The organism is Mycobacterium sp. 852002-51163_SCH5372311, assembly GCF_001667115.1.
Lineage (GTDB): Bacteria > Actinomycetota > Actinomycetes > Mycobacteriales > Mycobacteriaceae > Mycobacterium.
The window spans coordinates 27,245-48,697 of the sequence record NZ_LZIJ01000020.1 but is presented as its reverse complement, the minus strand read 5'-3'; the positions used below and the strand labels follow the sequence as shown (position 1 = coordinate 48,697).

Annotated in this window: 21 protein-coding genes; 10 read left to right on the top strand and 11 right to left on the bottom strand. The window is 63.7% G+C overall.

What is annotated here, in order from left to right:
• Positions 1-21 precede the first annotated feature (21 nt).
• Positions 22-1,218 carry an amidohydrolase family protein gene (locus A5791_RS02455; RefSeq protein ID WP_067230446.1) on the bottom strand — a complete coding sequence of 399 codons (1,197 nt, stop codon included), beginning with the start codon at positions 1,216-1,218 and terminating at the stop codon, positions 22-24.
• Positions 1,219-1,447: 229 nt separating this feature from the next.
• Here A5791_RS02455 and A5791_RS02450 point away from each other — a divergent pair, with 229 nt between their 5' ends.
• From A5791_RS02450 to A5791_RS02430, 5 genes are all read left to right on the top strand, one after another.
• Positions 1,448-2,563 carry an acyl-CoA dehydrogenase family protein gene (locus A5791_RS02450; RefSeq protein ID WP_067230443.1) on the top strand — a complete coding sequence of 372 codons (1,116 nt, stop codon included), beginning with the start codon at positions 1,448-1,450 and terminating at the stop codon, positions 2,561-2,563.
• Positions 2,560-3,462, top strand: a complete 903-nt coding sequence (locus tag A5791_RS02445) for a TIGR03619 family F420-dependent LLM class oxidoreductase (RefSeq protein ID WP_067230440.1) — start codon at positions 2,560-2,562, stop codon at positions 3,460-3,462. Before A5791_RS02450 ends, A5791_RS02445 begins: the two co-directional genes overlap by 4 nt.
• Before the next feature lie 112 nt (positions 3,463-3,574).
• Complete coding sequence (locus A5791_RS02440; RefSeq protein ID WP_067230436.1) at positions 3,575-4,207, top strand: cysteine hydrolase; 633 nt, start codon at positions 3,575-3,577, stop codon at positions 4,205-4,207.
• A gap of 109 nt (positions 4,208-4,316) precedes the next feature.
• Complete coding sequence (locus A5791_RS02435; protein ID WP_067230554.1) at positions 4,317-5,510, top strand: amidohydrolase family protein; 1,194 nt, start codon at positions 4,317-4,319, stop codon at positions 5,508-5,510.
• The gene (locus A5791_RS02430) at positions 5,507-5,983 is read left to right on the top strand and encodes a MaoC family dehydratase (protein WP_067230434.1); all 477 of its coding nucleotides are present in this window, start codon (positions 5,507-5,509) and stop codon (positions 5,981-5,983) included. Before A5791_RS02435 ends, A5791_RS02430 begins: the two co-directional genes overlap by 4 nt.
• Before the next feature lie 91 nt (positions 5,984-6,074).
• Here A5791_RS02430 and A5791_RS02425 read toward each other — a convergent pair whose 3' ends face one another.
• From A5791_RS02425 to A5791_RS02415, 3 genes are all read right to left on the bottom strand, one after another.
• A complete protein-coding gene (locus A5791_RS02425) occupies positions 6,075-7,307 on the bottom strand; it encodes a cytochrome P450 (RefSeq protein WP_067230431.1) in 1,233 nt (410 codons plus the stop codon).
• On the bottom strand, positions 7,304-8,536 hold the full coding sequence (locus tag A5791_RS02420; protein WP_067230427.1) for a CaiB/BaiF CoA-transferase family protein: 1,233 nt from the start codon (positions 8,534-8,536) through the stop codon (positions 7,304-7,306). Before A5791_RS02420 ends, A5791_RS02425 begins: the two co-directional genes overlap by 4 nt.
• A 102-nt stretch (positions 8,537-8,638) precedes the next feature.
• Complete coding sequence (locus A5791_RS02415) at positions 8,639-9,169, bottom strand: nuclear transport factor 2 family protein (RefSeq protein ID WP_067230550.1); 531 nt, start codon at positions 9,167-9,169, stop codon at positions 8,639-8,641.
• Between the two features lie 115 nt (positions 9,170-9,284).
• Here A5791_RS02415 and A5791_RS02410 point away from each other — a divergent pair, with 115 nt between their 5' ends.
• On the top strand, positions 9,285-10,904 hold the full coding sequence (locus A5791_RS02410) for a class I adenylate-forming enzyme family protein (protein ID WP_067230422.1): 1,620 nt from the start codon (positions 9,285-9,287) through the stop codon (positions 10,902-10,904).
• Between the two features lie 98 nt (positions 10,905-11,002).
• Here the strand turns inward: A5791_RS02410 and A5791_RS02405 are convergent, their stop codons facing one another.
• From A5791_RS02405 to A5791_RS02395, 3 genes are all read right to left on the bottom strand, one after another.
• A complete protein-coding gene (locus A5791_RS02405) occupies positions 11,003-12,103 on the bottom strand; it encodes a dihydrodipicolinate reductase (RefSeq protein WP_369828011.1) in 1,101 nt (366 codons plus the stop codon).
• Between the two features lie 107 nt (positions 12,104-12,210).
• Positions 12,211-13,275: a spirocyclase AveC family protein gene (locus A5791_RS02400; protein WP_067230419.1), complete on the bottom strand. Its 1,065-nt coding sequence runs from the start codon at positions 13,273-13,275 to the stop codon at positions 12,211-12,213.
• A gap of 24 nt (positions 13,276-13,299) precedes the next feature.
• A complete protein-coding gene (locus tag A5791_RS02395; protein ID WP_067230416.1) occupies positions 13,300-14,538 on the bottom strand; it encodes a cytochrome P450 in 1,239 nt (412 codons plus the stop codon).
• Between the two features lie 117 nt (positions 14,539-14,655).
• Between A5791_RS02395 and A5791_RS02390 the strand changes: the two genes are divergently transcribed.
• Positions 14,656-15,729 (top strand): dihydrodipicolinate synthase, encoded by a 1,074-nt coding sequence (locus A5791_RS02390; protein ID WP_067230413.1) that lies wholly within the window; start codon positions 14,656-14,658, stop codon positions 15,727-15,729.
• On the opposite strand, the gene A5791_RS02385 is transcribed toward A5791_RS02390, so the two are convergent.
• Complete coding sequence (locus tag A5791_RS02385) at positions 15,721-16,878, bottom strand: ABC transporter substrate-binding protein (protein ID WP_067230410.1); 1,158 nt, start codon at positions 16,876-16,878, stop codon at positions 15,721-15,723. The genes A5791_RS02390 and A5791_RS02385 overlap by 9 nt on opposite strands.
• Before the next feature lie 47 nt (positions 16,879-16,925).
• Between A5791_RS02385 and A5791_RS02380 the strand changes: the two genes are divergently transcribed.
• The 3 genes from A5791_RS02380 to A5791_RS02370 all read left to right on the top strand — a co-directional run bounded on the left by A5791_RS02380 (position 16,926) and on the right by A5791_RS02370 (position 19,775).
• A complete protein-coding gene (locus tag A5791_RS02380; protein WP_067230407.1) occupies positions 16,926-17,558 on the top strand; it encodes a TetR/AcrR family transcriptional regulator in 633 nt (210 codons plus the stop codon).
• Positions 17,559-17,701: 143 nt separating this feature from the next.
• On the top strand, positions 17,702-18,490 hold the full coding sequence (locus A5791_RS02375; RefSeq protein ID WP_067230403.1) for an SDR family oxidoreductase: 789 nt from the start codon (positions 17,702-17,704) through the stop codon (positions 18,488-18,490).
• Between the two features lie 121 nt (positions 18,491-18,611).
• Complete coding sequence (locus A5791_RS02370) at positions 18,612-19,775, top strand: NDMA-dependent alcohol dehydrogenase (RefSeq protein ID WP_067230400.1); 1,164 nt, start codon at positions 18,612-18,614, stop codon at positions 19,773-19,775.
• A gap of 499 nt (positions 19,776-20,274) precedes the next feature.
• Here the strand turns inward: A5791_RS02370 and A5791_RS02360 are convergent, their stop codons facing one another.
• From A5791_RS02360 to A5791_RS02350, 3 genes are all read right to left on the bottom strand, one after another.
• The gene (locus A5791_RS02360; RefSeq protein WP_156660957.1) at positions 20,275-20,583 is read right to left on the bottom strand and encodes a hypothetical protein; all 309 of its coding nucleotides are present in this window, start codon (positions 20,581-20,583) and stop codon (positions 20,275-20,277) included.
• A 90-nt stretch (positions 20,584-20,673) separates the two neighbouring features.
• Positions 20,674-20,991 carry a YciI family protein gene (locus tag A5791_RS02355; RefSeq protein ID WP_067230391.1) on the bottom strand — a complete coding sequence of 106 codons (318 nt, stop codon included), beginning with the start codon at positions 20,989-20,991 and terminating at the stop codon, positions 20,674-20,676.
• 201 nt (positions 20,992-21,192) lie between these two features.
• A complete protein-coding gene (locus tag A5791_RS02350; RefSeq protein WP_082966694.1) occupies positions 21,193-21,399 on the bottom strand; it encodes a three-helix bundle dimerization domain-containing protein in 207 nt (68 codons plus the stop codon).
• Positions 21,400-21,453: the final 54 nt, after the last annotated feature.

Genomic DNA, 21,453 nt, shown 5'->3' with positions numbered 1-21,453 from the left:
GTTCTGGTCAGCCATCGCGTGTCAGCTGCGCGAGAGCAGCTGGTCGGCGTTGTCGCGCATGATTCGCCGCTTCGAGGCGTCGTCGAGCGGATCGAGCAGGTTGGCGAACTCGCTCGGCACAGCCAGGCCCTCGGCGTGCGGATAGTCCGAACCCATTACCAGGCAGTCGTCGTATCCCATGCCCGCGACGATCGCCGGGATGTCGTCCTCGGGGTACGGCACGACACGGACATGACGCCGGAAGATCGCCGACGGCCGCTCGTTCAGTTTCCCGCCGATCCACGGACCGTTGCGGCCCATGCCGCGGCTCTTGTCCATGTGTCTGACGAAGAACGGCACCCATTCCGCCCCGTGCTCGGCGACGAGGACGTTCAGACCCGGAAAGCGACCGAAGAGGTTGTCGAAGATGAGCGCGGACAGCGTCTCCTCGATCGGCCGCTGGCCGTAGATGTTCATCCACTGCCACGCCGACATGTGCCACGAGGCAGGGTCGGAATTCTGCCCCCAGGCCGGCGAGATCGCATTGAAGTACCAGAACGGCATGATGTGGAACACCAGGATGCAGCCGGCCTCTTGCAAACGTGCGTAGATGGGGTCGAAGTACGGGTCGCCGGGTGACCGGCCGTAAGCCGGCCCAGTCGGCAGCAGCACGAATTTGGCACCCTGTGCGAGGATCGCCTCCGTCTCGGCGATCGCAGAATCCAAGTCGCGCAACGACATCAGCGCCGTGGCGAAGATCTTTTCTTCGTAGTTGAAACCCCATTCCTCGTCGAACCATCGGTTGAACGAGCGCAGATTGGCATACAGTGCCGCCGTGTCGTCGACGTAGTGTTCGGCGGCCAGCGCCATACCGCTGGGATAGATGACCATGCGCTCGATGTTCTGGTCCGCCATGACCGTTAGGCGGGCAGCACGCTCGATGAATTCCGGTTGCATGGGTTGCGGCTCGTAGGACTCCTCAGGGTTGCCCGATCCCATCTGCTTGAGCATCTCCTTGAGTGAGCCGGGCCGGTAAGCAACATCAAGACCCAGGCCCCCTTCGCTGTTGAAGGTGGCGACGCGATGCCCCGCGAGGATCACCTCGACGCCGTCCGCCCCTCGCACAGTGGTGATGGCCCGGTCCCGAAACTTTTCCGGCAGATAGCGGGTGAACGCATCCCGCGTCTCGTAGCAGTGGGTGTCGCAGTCAAAAATACCGTAGTCGAGTTCGGTCGCCACTGCGTCGCTCCTTCGCGCGAGAATGATTATTCTCTATTTTCAAGAAACATACTATCCTGGTCCGGCAATGGCTATCGCGGGGCGAGCTGGCCAGGGCAAGGAAGGCATGACCCCATCAAAGCCACTGACGGCCAACGTGATCGGCGGGAAGCAATGAGCCTGCGGGTTCCTGCACTGGTCAGGTGGATTCCCGTCGACGCCGAGGCGCTGCTGAACCGGGAGGTCGCGCGTGCCGACAAGTGAGGCCGAAGACCTTCGCAGCGTCGTCCGCGACTACCTGACTGCCACATCGCCCCGCGAGACCGTACGCAAGCTGATGTCGACGGACACCGGGTACGACGAGCCATCCTGGCGCCAGATGGCCGGCGAGTTGGGTCTGCACGGCATTGCCGTACCCGAGCGATGGGGCGGCGCGGGCGCTGGTGTGACCGAACTGGCAGTGGTCTTCGAAGAGATGGGGCGCGCGCTGTTGTGCTCCCCTTTTTTTGCCACCGTTGGGCTGGCGAGCCAGGCCGTTCTGTCCAGCGGTGACGACGCGGCTGCGGAACGGTTCGTACCCGGGTTCGTCGATGGCTCTACCACCGCGACGCTGATCCTCAACGGCCGACTCGACGCGTGGGACCCCGCCGCTGTGACATGCCGGGCTGACCGCGACGGCACCGGCTATCAAATCCATGGCGAGGCACCGCTGGTGATCGACGGTCACACCGCGGACGTCGTACTCGTAGCGGCCGGCACATCGGCGGGCATCTCGTTGCTTGCGGTAAGCGCCGAGTCACCGGGGCTGCGCCGAACGCCGCTGGCCGGACTCGACCGCACCCGCAAGCTGGCCCGGGTGGAGTTCGACGGCGCGCGAGCGGATTTGATCGGACCCGACGGTGGCGCCGAGAACTTCCTGGCGCGCACATCGGACCTCGCCGTCATTGCGTTGGCGGCCGAGCAGGTCGGTGCCGCGCAACGCTGCCTCGACATGGCCGTCGACTACGCCAAGAATCGAATCCAGTTCGGTCGCCCGATCGGCAGTTTCCAAGCGGTGAAGCATCGGTGCGCGGACATGCTGGTCCGGGTGGAGGGTGCGCGTTCGGCCGAGTCGCATGCGGCAGAAGCGGCGGGCACCGATGACCTGCCTACGGCCGCGTCGGTCGCGAAGCTGGTGTGTTCGGAAGCCTTCCTCCAGGTTGCGCTCGACAATATGCACATCCACGGCGGCCTCGGGTTCACCTGGGAACACGATGCCCACCTGTTCGTCCGGCGCGCCAAAGCCACCCAGTTGATCTTCGGCGACCCGGACTACCACGCCCAACGCCTCGCCACGCTCGTCTCCGGACCGAAAGGACCCTTGTGACCGTTTGCTTCTCCCTCGAACTGCCCACCCAACGTGTCGAAACGGCCGACGAATTCGTGACCGCTGACGCGATCGCCGACATCGCACGAGTGGCCGAAGCAAGCGGATTCGCGGCAGTCCACGTCACCGACCACCCCGCACCCGACGCAAAGTGGCTCGACCACGGTGGCCACCATGCCCTTGACCCCTTCGTCGCGTTGGCCTTCGCCGCGGCCGCAACAACCAACCTCAAGCTGCTGACCAATGTCTACATCGCCGCCTACCGCAACCCGTTTCTCGGCGCCAAATCGATTCAAAGCCTCGCCGCACTGTCGAACGGGCGGCTTATCCTGGGGACTGCCGCCGGATACCTCAAGCCCGAATTCAGGGCCCTCGGAATCGATTTCGACAACCGCGGCGCTCTGCTCGACGAGGCCCTCGACGTCCTGGACAAGGTGCTCACCGGCGAGGACATTGCCTACGAAGGGGCGTCGTTCGCCGCCCGCGGTGTCCGGCTGCGCCCGCTGCCGGCGACTCCCCCGCCGGTGTGGGTCGGCGGCAACAGCAAACCGGCCGTACGCCGTGCCGTGTCGCGCGCCCAGGGATGGGCCCCATTCAACACCTTCGGCTACGCCGCGGCGTCGCGCACCGCGGAGATCTCGACCATCGATGAATTGGAACGCGCCATTGACTGGGCCAAGCAGTACGCGGTCGAGATCGGCCGCACCGCGCAACTGGACATCTGCTTCTCGGCGGGAAACCTGTTGGACGACACCAAATCGGCCGATGAACGTCACACGACCATTGCACGGCTCGAGGCGGCCGGTGTCACCTGGCTCACCATCGCGCCGCGCGGCTTCGACCGGGCCGAAGTCGTCGACCGTTCGCGTGCTTTCGCCTCGGAGTTCATCGCGGCATGACGCGTTCTCAGGCCATCAGGCTGCCGCACCGACTCGCGCAGCGCAAGCTCCGGTGCCTGCAGCGGGTCCGCTCCTGGAAATCGCCTGCTGGCACGCGATAACGTGTATTCTCATGCCACAACCAAGCCTTCGCGACCTGCTCGATCCTGCCACCACGGCGCTCGTGACCCAGGAATGCCAGGGCGGCGTGATAGGACCACAGGCCGGCCTTCCACTGCTGGCCGAGGAGGCCCGTCGCGAAGCCGTGCCCAACATCGCCAAACTGCTCGGCGCCGCCAGGGCGGCCGGTGTCACGGTAGTGCATTGCGTGGTTCAACGGCGCGCGGACGGTCGCGGCTCCAACACGAACGCACGACTGTTCGCGGCGGGCAAGTCCTTCACCGCCGACCTGACGCCCGGCAGTGCCGGAGCCTCGGTACTGCCGGAGTTGGGCCCGCTCGGTACCGACCTCGTCCTCACTCGCATCCACGGCCTGGGCCCGATGAGCGGTACCGACCTCGACGCTGTGCTCCGCAACCTGAGCATCAAGACCATTGTGGGAGTGGGTGTTTCGGTCAACGTCGCGATCACGAACTTCGTCATGGATGCGGTCAACCGCGGTTACCAGTTCGTCTTGCCACGCGACGCGGTGAGTGGATACCCGCGGGAGTACGCAGATTCGATCATCGACAACACCTTGTCCCTGCTCGCCACCGTCACCCGGTCCAGCGCCGTTGTCGATGCGTGGAATGCCGTGCGTGAATGAAGGCCTGACCGAGTAGCGTCACCCCGATCTGGATGTTGATGGATCATGGTGATAACGTCATTCTCAGTTTACGTAAATGCTCATATTCACTGCGCAGGAGGAAAGTCCGGTGTCTGCCCGTTCATTGCCGTATCCGGTTTTCGACATCGACAACCACATGTACGAGACGACGGACGCACTCACCAAGTACCTGCCGAAGGAGCACCGCGGAAAAGTCGGTTACGTCGAGGTCAACGGCAGGCCCAAGCTCGTCGTCAAGGACCACATAAGCCACATGATCCCCAACCCGACATTCGCGCGCGTCGCCAGGCCGGGCAGCGCCGAGGACTACTTCCTCGGCAACAATCCCGAAGGTCTCAACTTCCGCGAGTTCGTCGGTGAGGCAATGGATGTCATCCCCGCCTACCAGGCGCCCGCGCCTCGGCTGGAGCTGATGGACGAATTGGGCATCGACCAGTGCGTGATGTACCCGACTCTCGCCAGCCTGATCGAGGAACGCACGACCGACGACGTCATCCTCACCCACGCGATCATCCACGCGCTCAACGAGTGGATGCACGAACACTGGACGTTCAACTACCACGACCGGATCTTTCCGACCCCCGTCATCTGCCTGCCGTTGGTGGACGAAGCCATCAGAGAATTTCACTGGGGCCTAGAGCGCGGTATGAAGACATTCCTGGTCCGGCCCGCGCCGGTGCCAAGCCGCTTCGGCGGTTCGCGATCCATGGGTCTGCCCGAGTTCGACCCGTTTTGGGAAGAGGTCGTCAACGCCGGCATGCCGGTCACCATGCATGCCTCGGACAGCGGCTACCAAAAGCACCTCATGGAGTGGGAGGGCGGCGACGAGTACCTGTCCTTCAAACCGAGCGCGCTACGCGAGGTCGTGATGGGCCACCGCGCCATCGAGGACACCCTGGCCGCCATGATCTGCCATGGCGCGCTGTCGCGCTTCCCAGACCTGAAGATTTTCTGCGTCGAGAACGGCAGCGGCTGGGTGCGCAATCTGCTCGAGCAGCTCAATACCGCATACAAGATCATGCCGAAGGAGTTCGACGAGCATCCCGTCGAGGTGTTCAAGCGCAATATATACATTCACCCGTTCCTCGAAGACGACGTCAAGGGAATCGTCGACATCATGGGCGAGGACCACGTGATGTTCGGCTCCGACTTCCCTCACCCCGAGGGCATCGGTGACCCACTGAGCTTTGTCGACCGACTTGACGGCATCTCGGAAACGGACAAGGCGAAGATTATGGGCGGCAACGCGATTGAACAGTTGCGGCTCAAGGTCGCGGCATGACTCAGGCGCCTGCGTTTCCGAAGATCTACGACGGGGTCGCCGGATTCCAGGCCCACGTCGGCGAACACTTGGGCTACAGCGACTGGCGGCGGGTCACGCAGAGGGAGATCGACCTCTTCGCCGAGGCGACGGGTGACCGACAGTGGATCCATGTAGATCCGGAGGCTGCGGCAAGAGGTCCGTACGGTAGAACGATCGCCCACGGCTACCTGACGCTGTCGCTGGTTCCGATTCTGGTGCAACAGATTTACCGGGTGACCGGCTTGTCGATGCAGGTCAACTACGGCGTCGACAAGCTCCGGTTTCCCGCACCCGTGCCCGTGGATTCACGTATCCGTGCGGGCGCCGAGCTGATCAAGGTGGACCGCAATGACAAGGGCGGTCGCGCCACCGTGCGGGTTACCGTCGAGGTCGACGGAAGCGACCGGCCGGCGTGCGTCGTCGACACGATCGCGGCGATGGTCGACGCCTGACCGAACGAGCAGGCGCGTCGAGCGTGGGGGAAACGCACACAGAACCAATGCTTTTCGTGCACTTAGCCCACGGTCGGCGAAAGCCGCTGGATCAGCCCGTCTTGCGCACGGGCACGTTGGACCACCCACAGACGTTGGACATCGCTACCCGCCGCAGCCCGCTGCGGTCGACTTCGTAGTCGGGGAGGAGGTCGAGCAGCGCCTCCAGTGCGATGCGGCTCTCCATCCTCGCCAGCGCCGCCCCCAGACAGCTGTGCACGCCATAGCCGAACGCGAGATTGAAACCCATCTTGCGCTCCCTGTCGATGTCCAGCCGATCGGGATCGGGAAACATCCGCTCGTCCCGCGTCGCCGAACCGGTGACCAGCAGGACGGCGCTCCCTTCCGGAATCACCCTGCCGTGCAGCATCACTTCGCGGGTTGCGGTACGGACCTGGTACTGCGACGGTGCCTCGTAGCGCAACAACTCTTCGATCGCCGCGGGAATCCTGCTGCGGTCCTGCTGTAACTTCCGCCACTGGTCGGGAAAGTCGGCGAAGGCGACCATGGCGTTGCCGACGAGCTTGGTGACGGTCTCCGCCCCCGCTCCCCCGAGCATGGTCGCGAATCCGGTGATATCCACATCCGTAAGCTTCTCCACCTGCCCGTCTCGCTCGATTTCCGTCTCGATGAGTCGGCTGATCATGTCATCGCGGGGTTGGGCACGCCGCTGCCGTACGAGGTTGTAGTAGTAGATCCCGGTATTCATCGAAGCCTTGAAACCCGCTGGGGTGGTCGCGATCTCACCGGGATGGCGCTCAAGCAGGAGATCGAGCCAGATCCGAATCTGATCGCGGTCCTGTCTCGGCACGCCCAACATGGTGGTGATGACCTCGTTCGGGAACAATGCCGAAAAGTCGGCCACCACGTCGAAGGAGGCCGGGTCAAGCGCCTGGATGCGTTCGTAGACCTTTTCGCGCACCATGTCTTCCAGCGCGGCAATGGCGCGCGGCGTAAACACGTTGCTCACCAGCCTGCGCATCTTCTGGTGTTCGGGCGGGTCCATCGAGATGATCACCTTGGGCACCGGTATCGCGTCGTCATGCGCTTGCACCATGTCCAAGGTGGCACCCTTTGCCGATGAGAAGGTCTCGTGGTCCTTGGTGGCGGGTGCCACGTCGTCGTAGCGCGTCAGTGCCCAGAAGTCCCACTTGGCGCTGTAATAGACCGGAGCCTCGTCGCGCAAGCGCCGGTAAGTGTCAAACGCCCCGTTGAAGAAGTCCTCCGAGAACGGGTCGAATTCGACGGCGTCCCCGGAAACAGCCTGCGGCACAGTCGGGCTCATAGGATCGCTCCCGCCTCCTTGTAGCCCATGATGGTGTCCCAGTCGAAGCCCGCGTCCATCAACACTTCCTCCGTGTGCTGGCCGTGCTCGGGGGCCCCCGGTGGGACAACCGCCTGTTCATCGAACTGGACCGGGTTGGTGGGCAGTGAGTATGGCGATCCGTTCATCGTCTTGGCGCCGGCGATATAGCCGTTCGCAGTCACTGCCGGGTCGTGGCACAGTTCTGCCGGTGTCTGGACCACGCCCCACGCACCGGAAATGCCTGCTAACTGTGCACGCCATTCGGCGAGGGTGCGTTGGGCAAAGACATCGTCCATGAGCGAGATCAGCTCTGCCCGGTTGGCGAATCGAGATGCGGGGTCGGCGAATCGCTCGTCGTCGATCAACACCGGTAAACCGATGGCGCGCATCACTTCCGGGTAGAACTTGTCGAGTTGCAGCATCATCAGCTGGACGTATCGGTCGTCCTTGGTGCGGTAGGTACCCACCAATGGGTTAGGCGCGTCGGCGTGACTGTAGTTCGGGATGGAGCTGCCGCCATGAATCTGGCTTACGGCGACATCAGGGCTGAGGTTCCAGGCCGCAAGTCCGAGTAGGGAGACATCTACAACTGACCCCTTGCCGGTGGTCGCCATCTTGTACAACGCCGCCGCAACTCCGCCGGCAATCGTCATGCCCCCGAGCAGGTCTCCGAACGCAGGCCGCGCACGCACCGGCTCATCTGCGTCTTCGCTCAGCATGGCGGCGATGCCGCCGCGCGCCCAGTAGGAGACGCCATCGTAGCCGGGTTTGTCCGAATCGGGTCCCTTTGGACCGTGGCCCGACCCGCGCACGTAGACGATGCCGGGGTTCACGGCTTTGATGTCGTCGACGTCGATGCCCATCTGTTTGCGGCGGCTCGGCAGGTAACTGGTGAGGAATACATCGCACGTCGCTGCGAGCTTGTGAATCACTTCCCGGCCGCCAGCGGTGCTCAGATCGACCCCAATCGACTTCTTCCCTCGATTCGGTATCTCGATCATGTAGTTGACCGTGCCACCACCTTCGTCCACGATGCCCATCGTGACGAGGCCGCGCTGCGGGTCGCCTCCTTCGCGCGGCTCGACCTTGATGACCTCGGCACCCCACTCCGCCAGCACGGCGCCGGCGGATGGCACAAAGGTCCACGCGGCGACCTCCAGCACGCGGACACCGCTGAGTACTCTATCGACGGAAATGATTGCCTCCAAGGACGCGGTGTCACCAGCGCGAACGCACCAACGGGTCAGCAACGGCGGAAACGCCCGTTTGCATCTTCTGAGAATGGCAGTTTCTGGTGGACTTGTAAACTGCTAGGGTTGCGCTGACAGGCGTTCGGGCAACGCTGGATCTCCGTTGGCCCAGAAGGCCCGCCACGTCGGCATCCGCTGGGGCATGGCTGCGCGCAACGGGAGATCGGTGGGCCAGCGTATGAAGTCCGGTCCCGGTCGCTCGGTGACATCGACTGAGTACCAGGGATGTTCGCGTCGCTTGACGAAGCACCACCGACCGTTGCGCCGCTCGTAGACGTCGTCGTAACGCATGGTGATGACGTACCAGCCGTCGCCGTCCTCGTGTTCGGCGCGGCAGTAGATACATCCGGTCGCGCGGTCGGCGTCGACGAAGTCGAACTGCTGGCCGCAGACCAGGTGGATGCTGCGGTAGAACCGCCGAAGCACACGGTCGTACCAACGCTTCAACGCATCTCTGCCACGACCCTCCGGGCCTGCGTCGACGTCGTCGACGAACAATGCCACCAGCCCGTCGAGGTCGCGCGCGTCGAGGGCCATCGCGTACCTGCTGGGTAGCTGACTGATTGCGAGGCTCGACTCCACTCGGTCCAGCCGGTCGCCCGCGGTCGAATTCCTCGATTCTGCGGCCATGGCGGCATTGTAGGCGGGACCCAGCTTACTGAGAACTAGTGTTATCGTTTTCCGGAAAGGCTACTATCCTGCGCTCATGCCCTTCCCGACCATCTCCCCTACGATTCCTGCACTTGTGCGGTTTTGCGCAGCCCGTTACGGAGACAAGCCCTTTCTCATCGCAGACGGGCAGCAATTGACCTATGCCGATCTCGACCGGCGCTCGGCTGCACTGGCGACTGCCCTGTTGTACGAGGGCATCAGCAAGGGCGATCACGTCGGAATCTTGATGCCCAACAGTGTCGACTGGGCACTGGCGTGGTTTGCCACCACACGAATCGGCGCGGTTGCCGTGCCGCTCAACACCTTCTACCAGGCTTCCGAACTGGCCTGGACTGCCCGCCACGCCGACCTGCGGGCGATCCTGACGTGGTCGCGGTTCCGCAATCACGACTTCCTCGCGCGACTGGAGGAGGCGCTGCCGGGGCTGGCCGATCAGCGCCACCCAGACCGCATCGCGGTACGCAAAGCCCCGTTCCTGCGGACCGTCGCGGTGTGGGGTCCATCCGACCGGGCCTGGACGACAACGGTCCACACCGATAGCGGGCTGTCGGCTAACGACGCCGATTTCCTCATCGACGTGGAATCGTGCGTCACACCGGCTGACGACGTGACGATCATCTACACCTCAGGCAGTACCGGCGACCCGAAGGGGCCCGTGCACAGCCAGGGCGCCCTCGTACGGCACACCTACAACCTCACGTTCATGTATGGCGTCACCCAGGATGACGTGATGTTCACCGCCATGCCCTTCTTCTGGGTGGGCGGGCTGATCACCGGACTGCATGCGGTGATCCACCACGGCGCGACCCTGGTCACCCAGCCCGCGTTCGACGCGGCCGAGGCCCTGGAGCTGATGGAGCGCCACCGCGCGACGATCACGCTGGGCTGGCCACAGCAGGGCAAGACACTGGCCGAGCATCCCGATTTCCCCGCACGCGATCTGACCTCGGTGCAACGCACCAGCATGCCCGCGATGGTGCCACCCCAGCGTCAGCCCAAGGGGTCCAGTGGTCTGGGGATGACGGAGCTGTGCGGCAATCACATCGGCGTCGACCCGTATCTACCGCAGCCGCCTGATCGATCCGAAACCGGCGGCCTGCCAATCGAAGGGCTGCACCATCTGGTCGTCGATCCCGAGACAGGACGGCCGGCGCCCCTCGGCACGCCGGGCGAAATCTGGGTTCGCGGATACTCGTTGATGCAACGCCTGCACAAGCGTGAGCGCGAGGAGGTGTTCACCTCTGACGGCTATTACCGGACGGGCGACTGCGGCGTCGAGTACGACGACGGCTGGATCAGGTTCACGGGGCGGTTGGGGGACATGATCAAGACGGGTGGCGGCACCAACGTCACGCCCAGCGAAGTCGAACTGGCGCTTGCCGACTGCGACGGCGTGCTCGAGGCGTACGTGGTCGGCGCCGAGAGTGACGACGGGACGGTGGTTGCCGCGGCGGTGGTGCCACGCGGCGAATCGACGCTCGACGGCGACGCCCTGCGGACGCAACTGCGTGGTCGGCTGTCGGCGTACAAGGTGCCGAAGTTCATCTGGGTCACCGCCAAGCAGGACCTTCCGTTCACCGCCACCGGCAAGGTCAAGAAGTCGGAACTGGCGCAGCGGCTCAGCGGACTGTTGGCGGGCTTTGAACCACACTGACTCTGCGGTGCCGGCGCGCCCTACTCGCACTCCTCTGGACCTTCCGACCACCGCACAGCGCCACGCGTTGGATTCGGCTAGTCGATGAACATGCCGATCTAACTGCGGGATTGACGGCTTACGATCGGGGGGCCCGCTAAGGGATTTGTCAACAGTCCCGCTGGTGCGGTCACCACCTCAGGAATCGCACTGATTGCGGCCAGCGCAGTCACGACGACGCCAGGGTTCACTCGGTCTTCAGCTGAATGCTCGAAATACAACTCCAAACTCATGCTGGGGTTGCCTTCGACTCTGAATACCATCCCGCCCTGCCCCTTGCGCGCCGGCCTGGGCCACCGCTCCGGCCACGGCGTGGAACTGACTGTTGCAAAATACTGGACTGCAACTGCAGGCCGCTTGCCGATAAGCCCGGATAGTTGCCACCTATGCGCACAAATTGTCCCCTCCGGAATCACGCCTACCGCCGTATCCAGATCGGTTGGCGCAAGCAAAGTCTCCCAATCCAATTCGATTGCATCCAGTTTCAGTCCAAGGACATCGGCGATGTAGCGCACCACCGTCTCCCAATCCTTGTTGACTTTTCCTGAGGAGATACGAATGGGCACGTGACCATCGGGCTTCCCGAAACCCATCGAATCGTGCAGGACATCCCATATCGGGTAGGACTTATCCAAGTCCACGGCGTACTCGTCCATACGATAGCTGTCCACCCGGCCAGCCCCGGTCAGCAACGCGGTAGGAAGATTCAGGCTGACGAATCCCGGCTCGCCGCCGGTCGCGTAGAACGTCGAATTGCCTTTCTTTGCTGCAGCTTCCAGGACGGTGCGCCATTCCGCCGGCGCCGCGGGTGGGTAGACCATCGGAATAGTGGAGATCGTCACGACATTGATTCCCGCCGCGAGGTAGGCCGCCATGTCGGCGATTGCCTCGTCCTCGCGCCGCACAGCAGTCGCACAATAAGCCACGCAGTCAGGTGCGAGGGCTAGCACCGCTGCAAGGTCGCCGGTCGCGAGCACTCCGGTATCACCCTCACCGCAGAGGCGCCCCGCATCCACTCCGGCCTTCTCAGGCGTGGACACTTTGACACCGATGAGCTCCAAGGCGGGGTCCTTGATTATTGCGCGCAGCGCCTCCCTACCGGTCAAGCCGGTACCGACGTGCACCACTCGGCATGGACTGACTTCCGGTTGATTGGTCAAGATTCACTACCTCCCGTTGCGAGCGCTTAGACTCTGCGCTCCTCGGAGCGCACCAACGCGCCTCTGACTCAAGTGCATATCCAAAACCGAGCGAACATCGGCAAGGCTTACCTGGAGAAGGGTCCCGGTTTGCCCGCTTTCTCCAGGTGCCCGTAAGGGTCGTACACCTTGACGGTCGGATACGGGTTCTGTTCGTATGCGGGTTCGGACAGTCCCGCAGCCCGCAGCCCAGACAGCACCGCCAGCGGTATGCCGAACGATACGAGGCCCACCGAAGCCGAGACGAGAAGCTGGCGAGTCAGCGTGACCGTGCTGCGACCCGGTCCCGCCGGTAGCCGGCGGCCGATACGGTTGATCATTACCAACTCACCGTCGTCGTCGCGGACGCACATGACGGCGACCATCGCGAAAATGAACGAGTCGTACACCGCCATGATGAGCGGCAAATGGATATGGCCGATCCGCAGCGTCGGCCCGACCGCCTCGGTGTAGTAGAAGATGCCGAATTTCATCCAGGCGAATTGGACGATCCCGTTGAGCGGTATGGCAATGACGAACGCGCCGAGGAAGACGCCGATGAGACGATGGCGCGCAAGCCAACTCGTGCGCCGAACCATCGGATCCAAAAATCGGTGGTGCAGCTGCGATATCCCCATTCCGGTCAGGAGGTAGTAAGCCGCATAACCCCCGAGGAAGGACAGCGCGGGCTCTAGATTCGGCGCGATGTTCACATATGGCCATGACAGCGGGAAGTGCAGCATGCGCGGGTCGAAGATCGCGAACGTCGCCCAGTTGGCGAGCGGATCTAGCGCGCCGGTGATCAGGCCGGCGAACGCGATCACCGCCGTCCAGTGCATCTTGCGCTGTCGCACCGAGAGCCACACCAGCGTTGCGATTAAGCCGATCCCCATCGGAATGGAGCTGAGAGAGACTGCCAGCGGCCAGTTATCGAAACCGAGGAACGCCGGATAGGGCGCCGGACCCGGGTTTGGGTTGGTGGTCCGGAGGTCCCCTTGAGTGCCCGATTGCATGCTCGCGACGGTCACAACGGCGAAGATCAGGTAGCCGATGACGAAGAGTCCCCAACACACCCGGGACAACGTAAGCGAACCGCCTGCCTCAACCGGCTCGGCGAAATCCGAATCCCTACCAGTGTTAACGGTCTTCGTCATGTCACAGCATGTCGGGCAGTCTCATCAATCCCACACCACATCGAGATGCGGCGGCGAACGGAACATCGTGCCGCTCACATACGGCGGTGCGGCGTCGGGGTCGAGGCGCAACCCCGGCAATTGATCGAGCAGCGCATTGAAGATCTTGATGCTCTCCAGGCGGGCCAAGTGCATTCCCAGACACACGTGTGCGCCGTGGCCGAACCCGATGTGCGGCTTGCGTTCCCGGAAGATGTTGAATGACTCGGCGTCCTCCCAGCGCGTCTCGTCATGGTTGGCACTACCCAGGTTCACCATCATCGTCGATCCCTTCGGGATGTGGACCCCGAAGAATTCGGTGTCGGTGCTGACTTCGCGGATGAAGTTCAACAGCGGCGTCTCCCACCGGATGCCCTCCTCGATCGCCTGCGGCAACAGGCTACGGTCGGCACGCACCGCGTCGAGTTGGTCGGGGTGGGTCAGCAGTCCGAATGCGAGGCTGGCGGTCGATCGAGACGTGGTCTCCGCACCTGCGGGCAGCAGATTGCGCATGAACCCGTAAATTTGCTCGTCCGACATCTTGACGCCGTCGATCTCGGCCTGCGACAGGATGGTCACCATATCGTCTTTCGGCGACTCGCGCCGGTCGGCAAGCACTCCGACGAAGTATTCCTTCATCGCTGCCGACGCTTCCATCGCGGTTGCCATGTCGGCGCGAAAGCCCAGCAAGTCGATGGCCAGCCGGTGAAACTCCCCGATGTCGGACTCGGGCAGCCCGAGCAGGGCCGCGATGATCCGTACGGGAATGGGCATGAAGACCGCATCGACCAAATCGGCACGCTTGTCGTCGCGGAATTTCGCGATCGTGCGATCGACGAGGGGCCCGACAAGCTCGGTGTCCCAACGCTTCATCGACGAGCGGGCGAAGGCGAATTCGTGCAGCCTGCGGTAGGTGGCATGCTCGGGCTCCTGCATTTCCAAGATCGTCGGGCCCTGCAGCGGCCGCACCATGTCCTCGTAGATCCGGGTGCTGAACGTGATGTTGTCAGTGAAAACGCCTTTGACGGCGTCGAACGAGTACGCCGTGAACGTCTGCTTGCCGTCCGGCCCGCCCGCGGGAACGCCCATCTCCGGCCAGCCCGGGTGGACGGCCGCCTTCGCGCGCAGTTCGCGCAGCAGCGGGTATGGGGTCGCATCGCCGTCGGCGCCCATGCCGGCGTTGAACTTCTCCTGTGCCTCGCGGATGCGCCGATCGATATCGTCGGTAACCGTCGGCTCCCCCACGCGCCGCCTCCCATACGGTCGGTCAACCTACATCTTGTCGGTTGCAAACCTACATGATGTAGGTTGAAGCGACCAGTAGCCCGAAACACTCGCGAAAGCGCAACCTGGAGCATTCGATTGGTTATTCGAGTCGCGCAATGGGCGACCGGTGCGGTCGGCCGCGCCGCCCTGCAGGAGCTTATTGAGAATCCCCGTTATCAGCTGGTGGGCGTGCTGGTGTACGACGCGGCCAAAGCCGGCCTCGACGCCGGCGCGCTGTGCGGGCTGCCGCCGACGACGGGCGTGATCGCCACGGCCGTCAAGGACGAGATCATCGCCGTGGGCGCCGATGTCGTCGTGCACGCGGCCAGCAAGGCCCACGCCGTCGACACCAACGCCGAGGACATCTGCCGCCTGCTCGCGGCCGGCAGCACGGTCATCACCACGACGTCCTACAACCACCTGCCCACCTACGGCGCGGAAACCCAGTCGGCGTTCGCCGAGGCCTGCCGCCGTGGCGGAACACGGTTCCACGCCGCCGGGGAGAACCCTGGGTTCATGTTCGAGCGGCTCGTCGCGACCGTGACCGGACTGAGCAAGACGATCGACCGGATCGACCTGTATGAGGCCACCGACGTCTCCGCCGTCGACAGTCGGCCGATGCTGGTCGACCTGATGGGCATGGGGCGGCCACCCGAGGACGTCAGGGACGATTCCCCGATCATCAAGAAGCTGGACATGGCCTACCGCCAGGCGCTCAATGCCACCGCCGACGTCCTCGGGATCAGTCTGTCGCACATCGACGTGGCGGTCGACGCGACCACGCTGCCTTACGATATCGAGGTCCTCGCCGGCACGATCGAGGCGGGAGCGGTTGTCGGGCAGCGGTTCTCGTGGGTCGGTCATTGGTCGGGGCGTCCGCTGCTGGCCATCCACGAAGAGTGGGTGCTCACCCGCGACCTTCCCCAGTGGGGCATGGCACCGCTGGCGCCCGGCGAGAAGGCGCCGCTGATCCGCGCGGTCATCAAAGGGGAGCCGAGCTTCGAACTCCAGCTCGACGTGGGGTCAGACACTCAGATGCCGACGGGCCGGCACGCCATGGCAGGCCACCTAATGATCGCAATGTGCGCGGTTCGTGCCATTCCTGACGTGCTTGCCCAACCGCCAGGCATTGTGACCGCGCCGGTGTTCGGCGCGATCCAATTAGCTTGAGGTGTGAGCGACCGCGCGTGCGAGGTGATCGCTGGGCGCCGCGTGGAAGACGTGTGCGCTGCCGTCGGGCAGCACCCGCCGGGCCACAAGGTAGTCCGAACCCATCCAGCCCTGCCGGATGAACCGACCGAACCGCAGGAACGTTCCCGGCGCGCCGCTGGCCGCCGGCACGAGCTTCACCTGCTCCATACCGTTCTTCACGCCCTCTCCGGTCAGCGGGCGCGCGGCGGCGAGGCCACGCACGATCACGGTGGCCGCGTCGTGGGACAGGCCCGGCATCGAGTGCGCCGGCCGACGACCATATCGCGCCTCAAAGCGGCCGAGAAAGGCCTGCCCGACGATATTGCGCTCGTCGTAGCTGTCCAGACCGACCCAGCCTGACAGGTGCCGCCTCCACTCCGCACTGATATGGGCCATTTCGAAAGCCGTCGTCGTGTACCGCGGCGGATCCCAGCCCGCGGCCAGCAGCGCATCTGTGAAGCCCCACAGGCCGTGCCCGAACCCGACATGGACGACCGCGTCGGGCTCCGATGCGCGCAGCGCGGTGACCGCGTTGGACTTGTCTGCTTCCACCTGGGGTATCTCCACGGTGGCAACGACCTTCAAACCCGCTGCGCCGTATGCCTTTTGAGCGAAGGCGAGATACTCCTTGCCGATCAGGGAGGACTCGTGGGCAATGGCGATCCGCGAGCGGCCATCGCCGATCATCACGGCGGCCAACATCACCGGCTCCTCGGCCATCGAGCCGTTGTTCAGCGCGAAGCACCAGTCGCCGAGCGCGCCCTCCGACCCCGAGAGAGTGAGGATCGGAACCCGGGCGGTGGCTTCGACGTGGGAACGCAGTGGCACCACATTGTCCGATACCCATGGCCCGTAGATGGCCAGACAACCCTCCGCGACGAGCTCGTCGAAGGCGCGTTCGACCGCAAGGTATGTGCCGTTGGGCAGGCCGACCACGTTGCGCGTGACGAGTTCGATCGGCCGGTCGAGCAGTCCGGAGGAAAGCGCTTCGTCCATCACCAGCCGAAGCGCGTCGACGGTGTCATTGTTTGTGTCATTGTCTGTGTCACCGGTGGTCGGATAGTCGTTGAGCAAGCCGACTTTCAACGGAGCGACCGAACCGTATGCGCGTACCTCGTCGTCTCCCATAGCGGCAACATACAACATACAGTTTGAATGTTGATACGATCGTCGGCATGGCGAAGCGCGGTGGCGCGGACGACGATCGGCGCGCCCGCGGCGAGAAGACCCGTCGCGACCTCATCGATGCGGGCCGAGAACTGTTCGTGGAACGCGGATTCTTCAATACGAGCATCGGCGACCTCGTGACGAAGTCAGGCGTCGGCACCCGCGGTGCTTTTTACCACCACTTCAAGGACAAGGCCGAGCTGTTTCGGGCCGTCTTCGAAGACGTCGAGAACGACCTCACGCTTCGGTCCATCGCCGCTCCCCCGCCGGGGGCGGATCCGTGGGAGCGGCTCACGAGCGGGCTGCACGGGTTTCTCGAAGCGGCACAAGAACCCGCCGTGCAGCGGGTAATCCTCATCGACGGGCCGGTGGTACTGGGCTGGCAGACCCTGCGTGAAATCCAGGAGGGCAACAGCATCGCCCTCATCAACGACGTGGTCCGCGAGGCGATCGCCGAGGGGGTCATCGACGACCAACCAGTCGGAGAGCTGACGCACATGCTCGTCGCGGCGCTCGAGGAGGCCTCGCTTCTGGTGGCGCATGCCGCGAATCCGACCAGGGCGCGCCGTCGGGCCGCCAAGATCCTCGACCGGCTCCTGCTCGCATTCGCCATCGAAGACCCAAAAGTGTCGGGGCGGTGATCATTTGGCCCCGGCCACCGGCGGCCGCCCTAGGGATGGAAATGTGTATTTTCATAAATCAGAATAGTGCCTCTGCGTAGCTGATAACCTCACTCTCAACCTCTCTGCAAGGAGCCCGATGCTAGCCGTCAGTGCCAGACTCGATGTCTGAGAACGGACCATTACGGGTCGCCGTCGTCGGCGCGTCCTCCGGTCTTGGCCGTTGCATCGCCACCGGGCTCGCTCACCGGGGTGCACGTGTCGCCTTGCTGGCGCGTCGATATGACAGGTTGGTCGACGCCGCCAGGCAAGCGGGCAACGGCGCGGTGGCCGTCGCCTGCGATGTCACCGTGAACGACAGTTGCCGGCAGGCGATCAGCCAGGTGGTCGACACGCTCGGTGGCCTCGACGCCCTCGTGTACACGACCGGCATGGGCGTGCTGGCGCCACTGCGCGACGTGACCGCGGAGCAATGGGCGCAATTGTTCGCCACCAATGTCACCGGTGCCTCGCTCGTCACCGCGGCGGCGGCGCCACACCTGACCGCGGCGGCGGGCTCCGCCGTATACCTGTCGTCACTGAGTGCCTCCTACACGACTCCGTGGCCGATGCTCGGGGCGTACGCGGTTACCAAGGGGGCGCTGGACAAGCTCGTCGAAGCGTGGCGCATCGAACATCCGGAGATCGGTTTCACCCGTCTCGCCGTGGGTGACAGCCTGGGCGGGACGGGCGACGCCCAGACCGAGTTCAACAAGAGCTGGGATCCTGGCGTTCTAGAGTCGGCCATCAAGTACTGGATGGAGAACAAGTACATGTTGGGCGGTCTGGTTGACCACGAACATCTGACCGAAGTCGTCAACGCCGTCATCCGCTGCGGCGCCAGCAGCTTCATTCCCCACCTGACGCTGGCCCCGCGTGCCTCCGGCGCAGTGAAGGAACTCCGGCAATGGTGAACCACAAATCGCGAATGCTGATCCACGGCATGCTCGTCGAATCCGAGACCGAGATCTGCACTGAGACAAAGACTCTCGGCTGGCCGGCGTCCTGAGCCGACGCTCCGACGAAAGAGACGCGATGAAGACCAAGGCAGCGGTGTTGCGCGGTGTGGGTGTGGACTGGCAAGTCACCGAAATAGAACTCGATCCGCCGCGCGCCGGCGAAGTTCTGGTCAAGATGGCCTACGCGGGGGTCTGCCATTCCGACGAGCACTTCTACACCGGTGACAGTGTTCCGACCGCGGAGATGGAAGAGATGATGCGGGCCTCCGGACTTCCGGTGCCCGAATGGTTCCCCATGCTCGGCGGCCACGAGGGCTCCGGCGTCGTCGAAGCGGTCGGCCCACGTGTCACGACGCTGAAACCCGGTGACCACGTCGCCGTCTCGTTCCTGCCCGCCTGCGGCAACTGCCGATGGTGCGCCACCGGCCACACCTACCTGTGTGACGTGGGAGCCGATATCTACAGCAAGGCGATGACGACCGACGGCACTCGGCGACGCCACCTCGGAGACGAAGACCTGATGGCGATGATGCAGGTCGGCACCTTCTCCGAGTACGTGGTGGCATCGGAGCGCTCGCTGGTCAAAGTCCATGACTGGATCCCCCTGGAGGCAGCATCGCTGGTGTCCTGCGGTGTGACAACAGGGTTCGGGTCGGGATCGGTGGCAGCAGGTACCGAAATGGGCGACACCGTCGTCGTGGTCGGTGTCGGCGGAATCGGCATGAACGCCGTGCAGGGCGCAAAGGTCGCGGGCGCCAAGCACATCGTCGCCGTGGACCCCAACGAGTTCAAACGGGAGGTCGCACCGACGTTCGGTGCCACCCACACCGCTGCGGACACCGGTGCCGCACTGGAACTCGTCAAGGAGATCACCTGGGGTGTGATGGCCGACCGCGTCGTTCTCACCCCCGGGGTTGTGCCCGCGGACATGGTGTTGATGGCGATGATGTTGTTGCGCAAGGGCGGTACCTGTGTATTGACCGGGATGGCGAAACTCACCGACATGATGGTGCCGATGCTCCTCGGCGACATGGTCAGTTCTTGCAAAACCTTCAAAGGCGTGCTCTACGGCGAGATGAACCCGCGCGAAGCCATGCCGAAACTACTGTCGATGTACGAGGCGGGCTTGATAAAGCTCGACGAGCTGGTTACCCAGAAATACAAGCTCGACGACATCAACGAGGCCATGAAAGACCTTCGCGCGGGCAGAAACATTCGCGGCGTCCTCGCCTTCGAGTGATAGGACCGCCGGGCGTGCAGTCGGTCAAGGCCGTCGGGACCGGTGCCGCGGTGGTCGATGTCACCTAAAGAGTCGAGCGTCGGCTACTCCTTGAGGAGAATGGACCCGTGTCGTCATGGCGCCCGATCACCTGGTGCATCCTCGGGCTGCAGGTTTTGTTCGTCATCTGGCTGATCGTGAATGTCATCTCGGGATTCGACGCCTGCTCGAACCAACACTCCGATGGCTGCAGAGCTGGCGAAGCAATCGGCACGAAAATCGGGATGGGGATCTTCATCTTGCTCTGTGTCGATGTCCTTCTCGGCGTCTTATGGGTGGTGACGAGCAAGACGGACACGGGCCCACAGACATGCCCTGCCTGTGGGCACAATATGACGAACGGACTTCCGGTCTGCCCCGGTTGCGGATTCGACATCGGGGCTGCGACTCCCGGGCAAGACCCGCCCGGGCCCCTTGGTTGACGCGCAGGCCAGCCGAACGCCTGCTTTCGCTGGCTTTCCTAGGGGTTGTTCTGCATCACACAGCGCACGACCGCATTGGCAACACGCGGCTCGAATCCCATCTGCGTAACTTTCTGAGCTTCTGCAGCAGGGGAAACGCCGGATTTCAGATCCTGCTCAATAGTTCCAGCGAGGTACCGACTGTTTGGGCTGGGGGATGTCAGCGGGATGTTGGGAATGTTTCCCACGCAACGGAGGTAACCGTCGTCGTCAGCGTGAGCCGACGACGCCTCCAGCAGCACAGCGGGGGCGATCAACGGGACAGCGATGGCGGTGCCGACCGCCGCAACGGCGTGGATGATGCGCATGGTTGCACGCATACCCGCCGCCGAGGCCAATAACTCCTTCCGGAGATCAGACGGTGCGGGAATCCACTTCGAATCAGGCAAGCCGCCGCGCTACATGCCCGGAATCGGCAAGAACTCAAAAACCTCGATGCTGCCGCCGTGGGTGCTGTGCGGATGACCCTCCAGCACCGCTCGCAACGCTTCGGCAGAATCCGCCTGCAGGATTGAGAATCCGCCGATCGGGTCGCCACTGACTGTGGTGCCCTCGGCCGGCTGCAGCGGTGAGCCCAAGTCCACGATGGCCGATCCGGCCTTCCCGGCCCACGCCATCCATTCCTGCATCCCGGCCTGCTGCTCTTCGGCGGTGGCCCCCGCCATCTGATCCGCTGCCGACTGACCTGATCGATACAACACGAGAAACTTCGTCATCTGCCGCTCCCGTCACACTAGGAGAGTTGAAACCGCGACCCACTCATCATGGCCCTGGAGCGGCCTGGCCGTGTACCAATGAACGGAAAAGGATTGCGTCGCAATGCTGATGCATCCGCCCGGCGTAAGGAGATTTGTCGGACGCTCAGCAACGAACGCTAGGGAAAGGCTAAGACGCTTCGGAAGCCCGTTCGCCAGCCCCTACGTCGAGCGGCCCAGTTCGTCCCGAACGTGTTTCTCGATGAACAATGGGATGAAGCCCCGGATCGGACTGGCGTCGAATCGAGCGTGCTCTCGCCGCACGACGGCGTCGACATGCTCGGGCGAGACTCTGGGGAACTCGTGAACCAGTCGCCGTTCAAGATGCGCTAGTACCGGTTCCTCACTGATCGGACTGACCTGTCTCATGCTCGGAGCTCTTCCCTTCACTTGCCGTAGTAAACGGATGGCCATCCGGGAAGT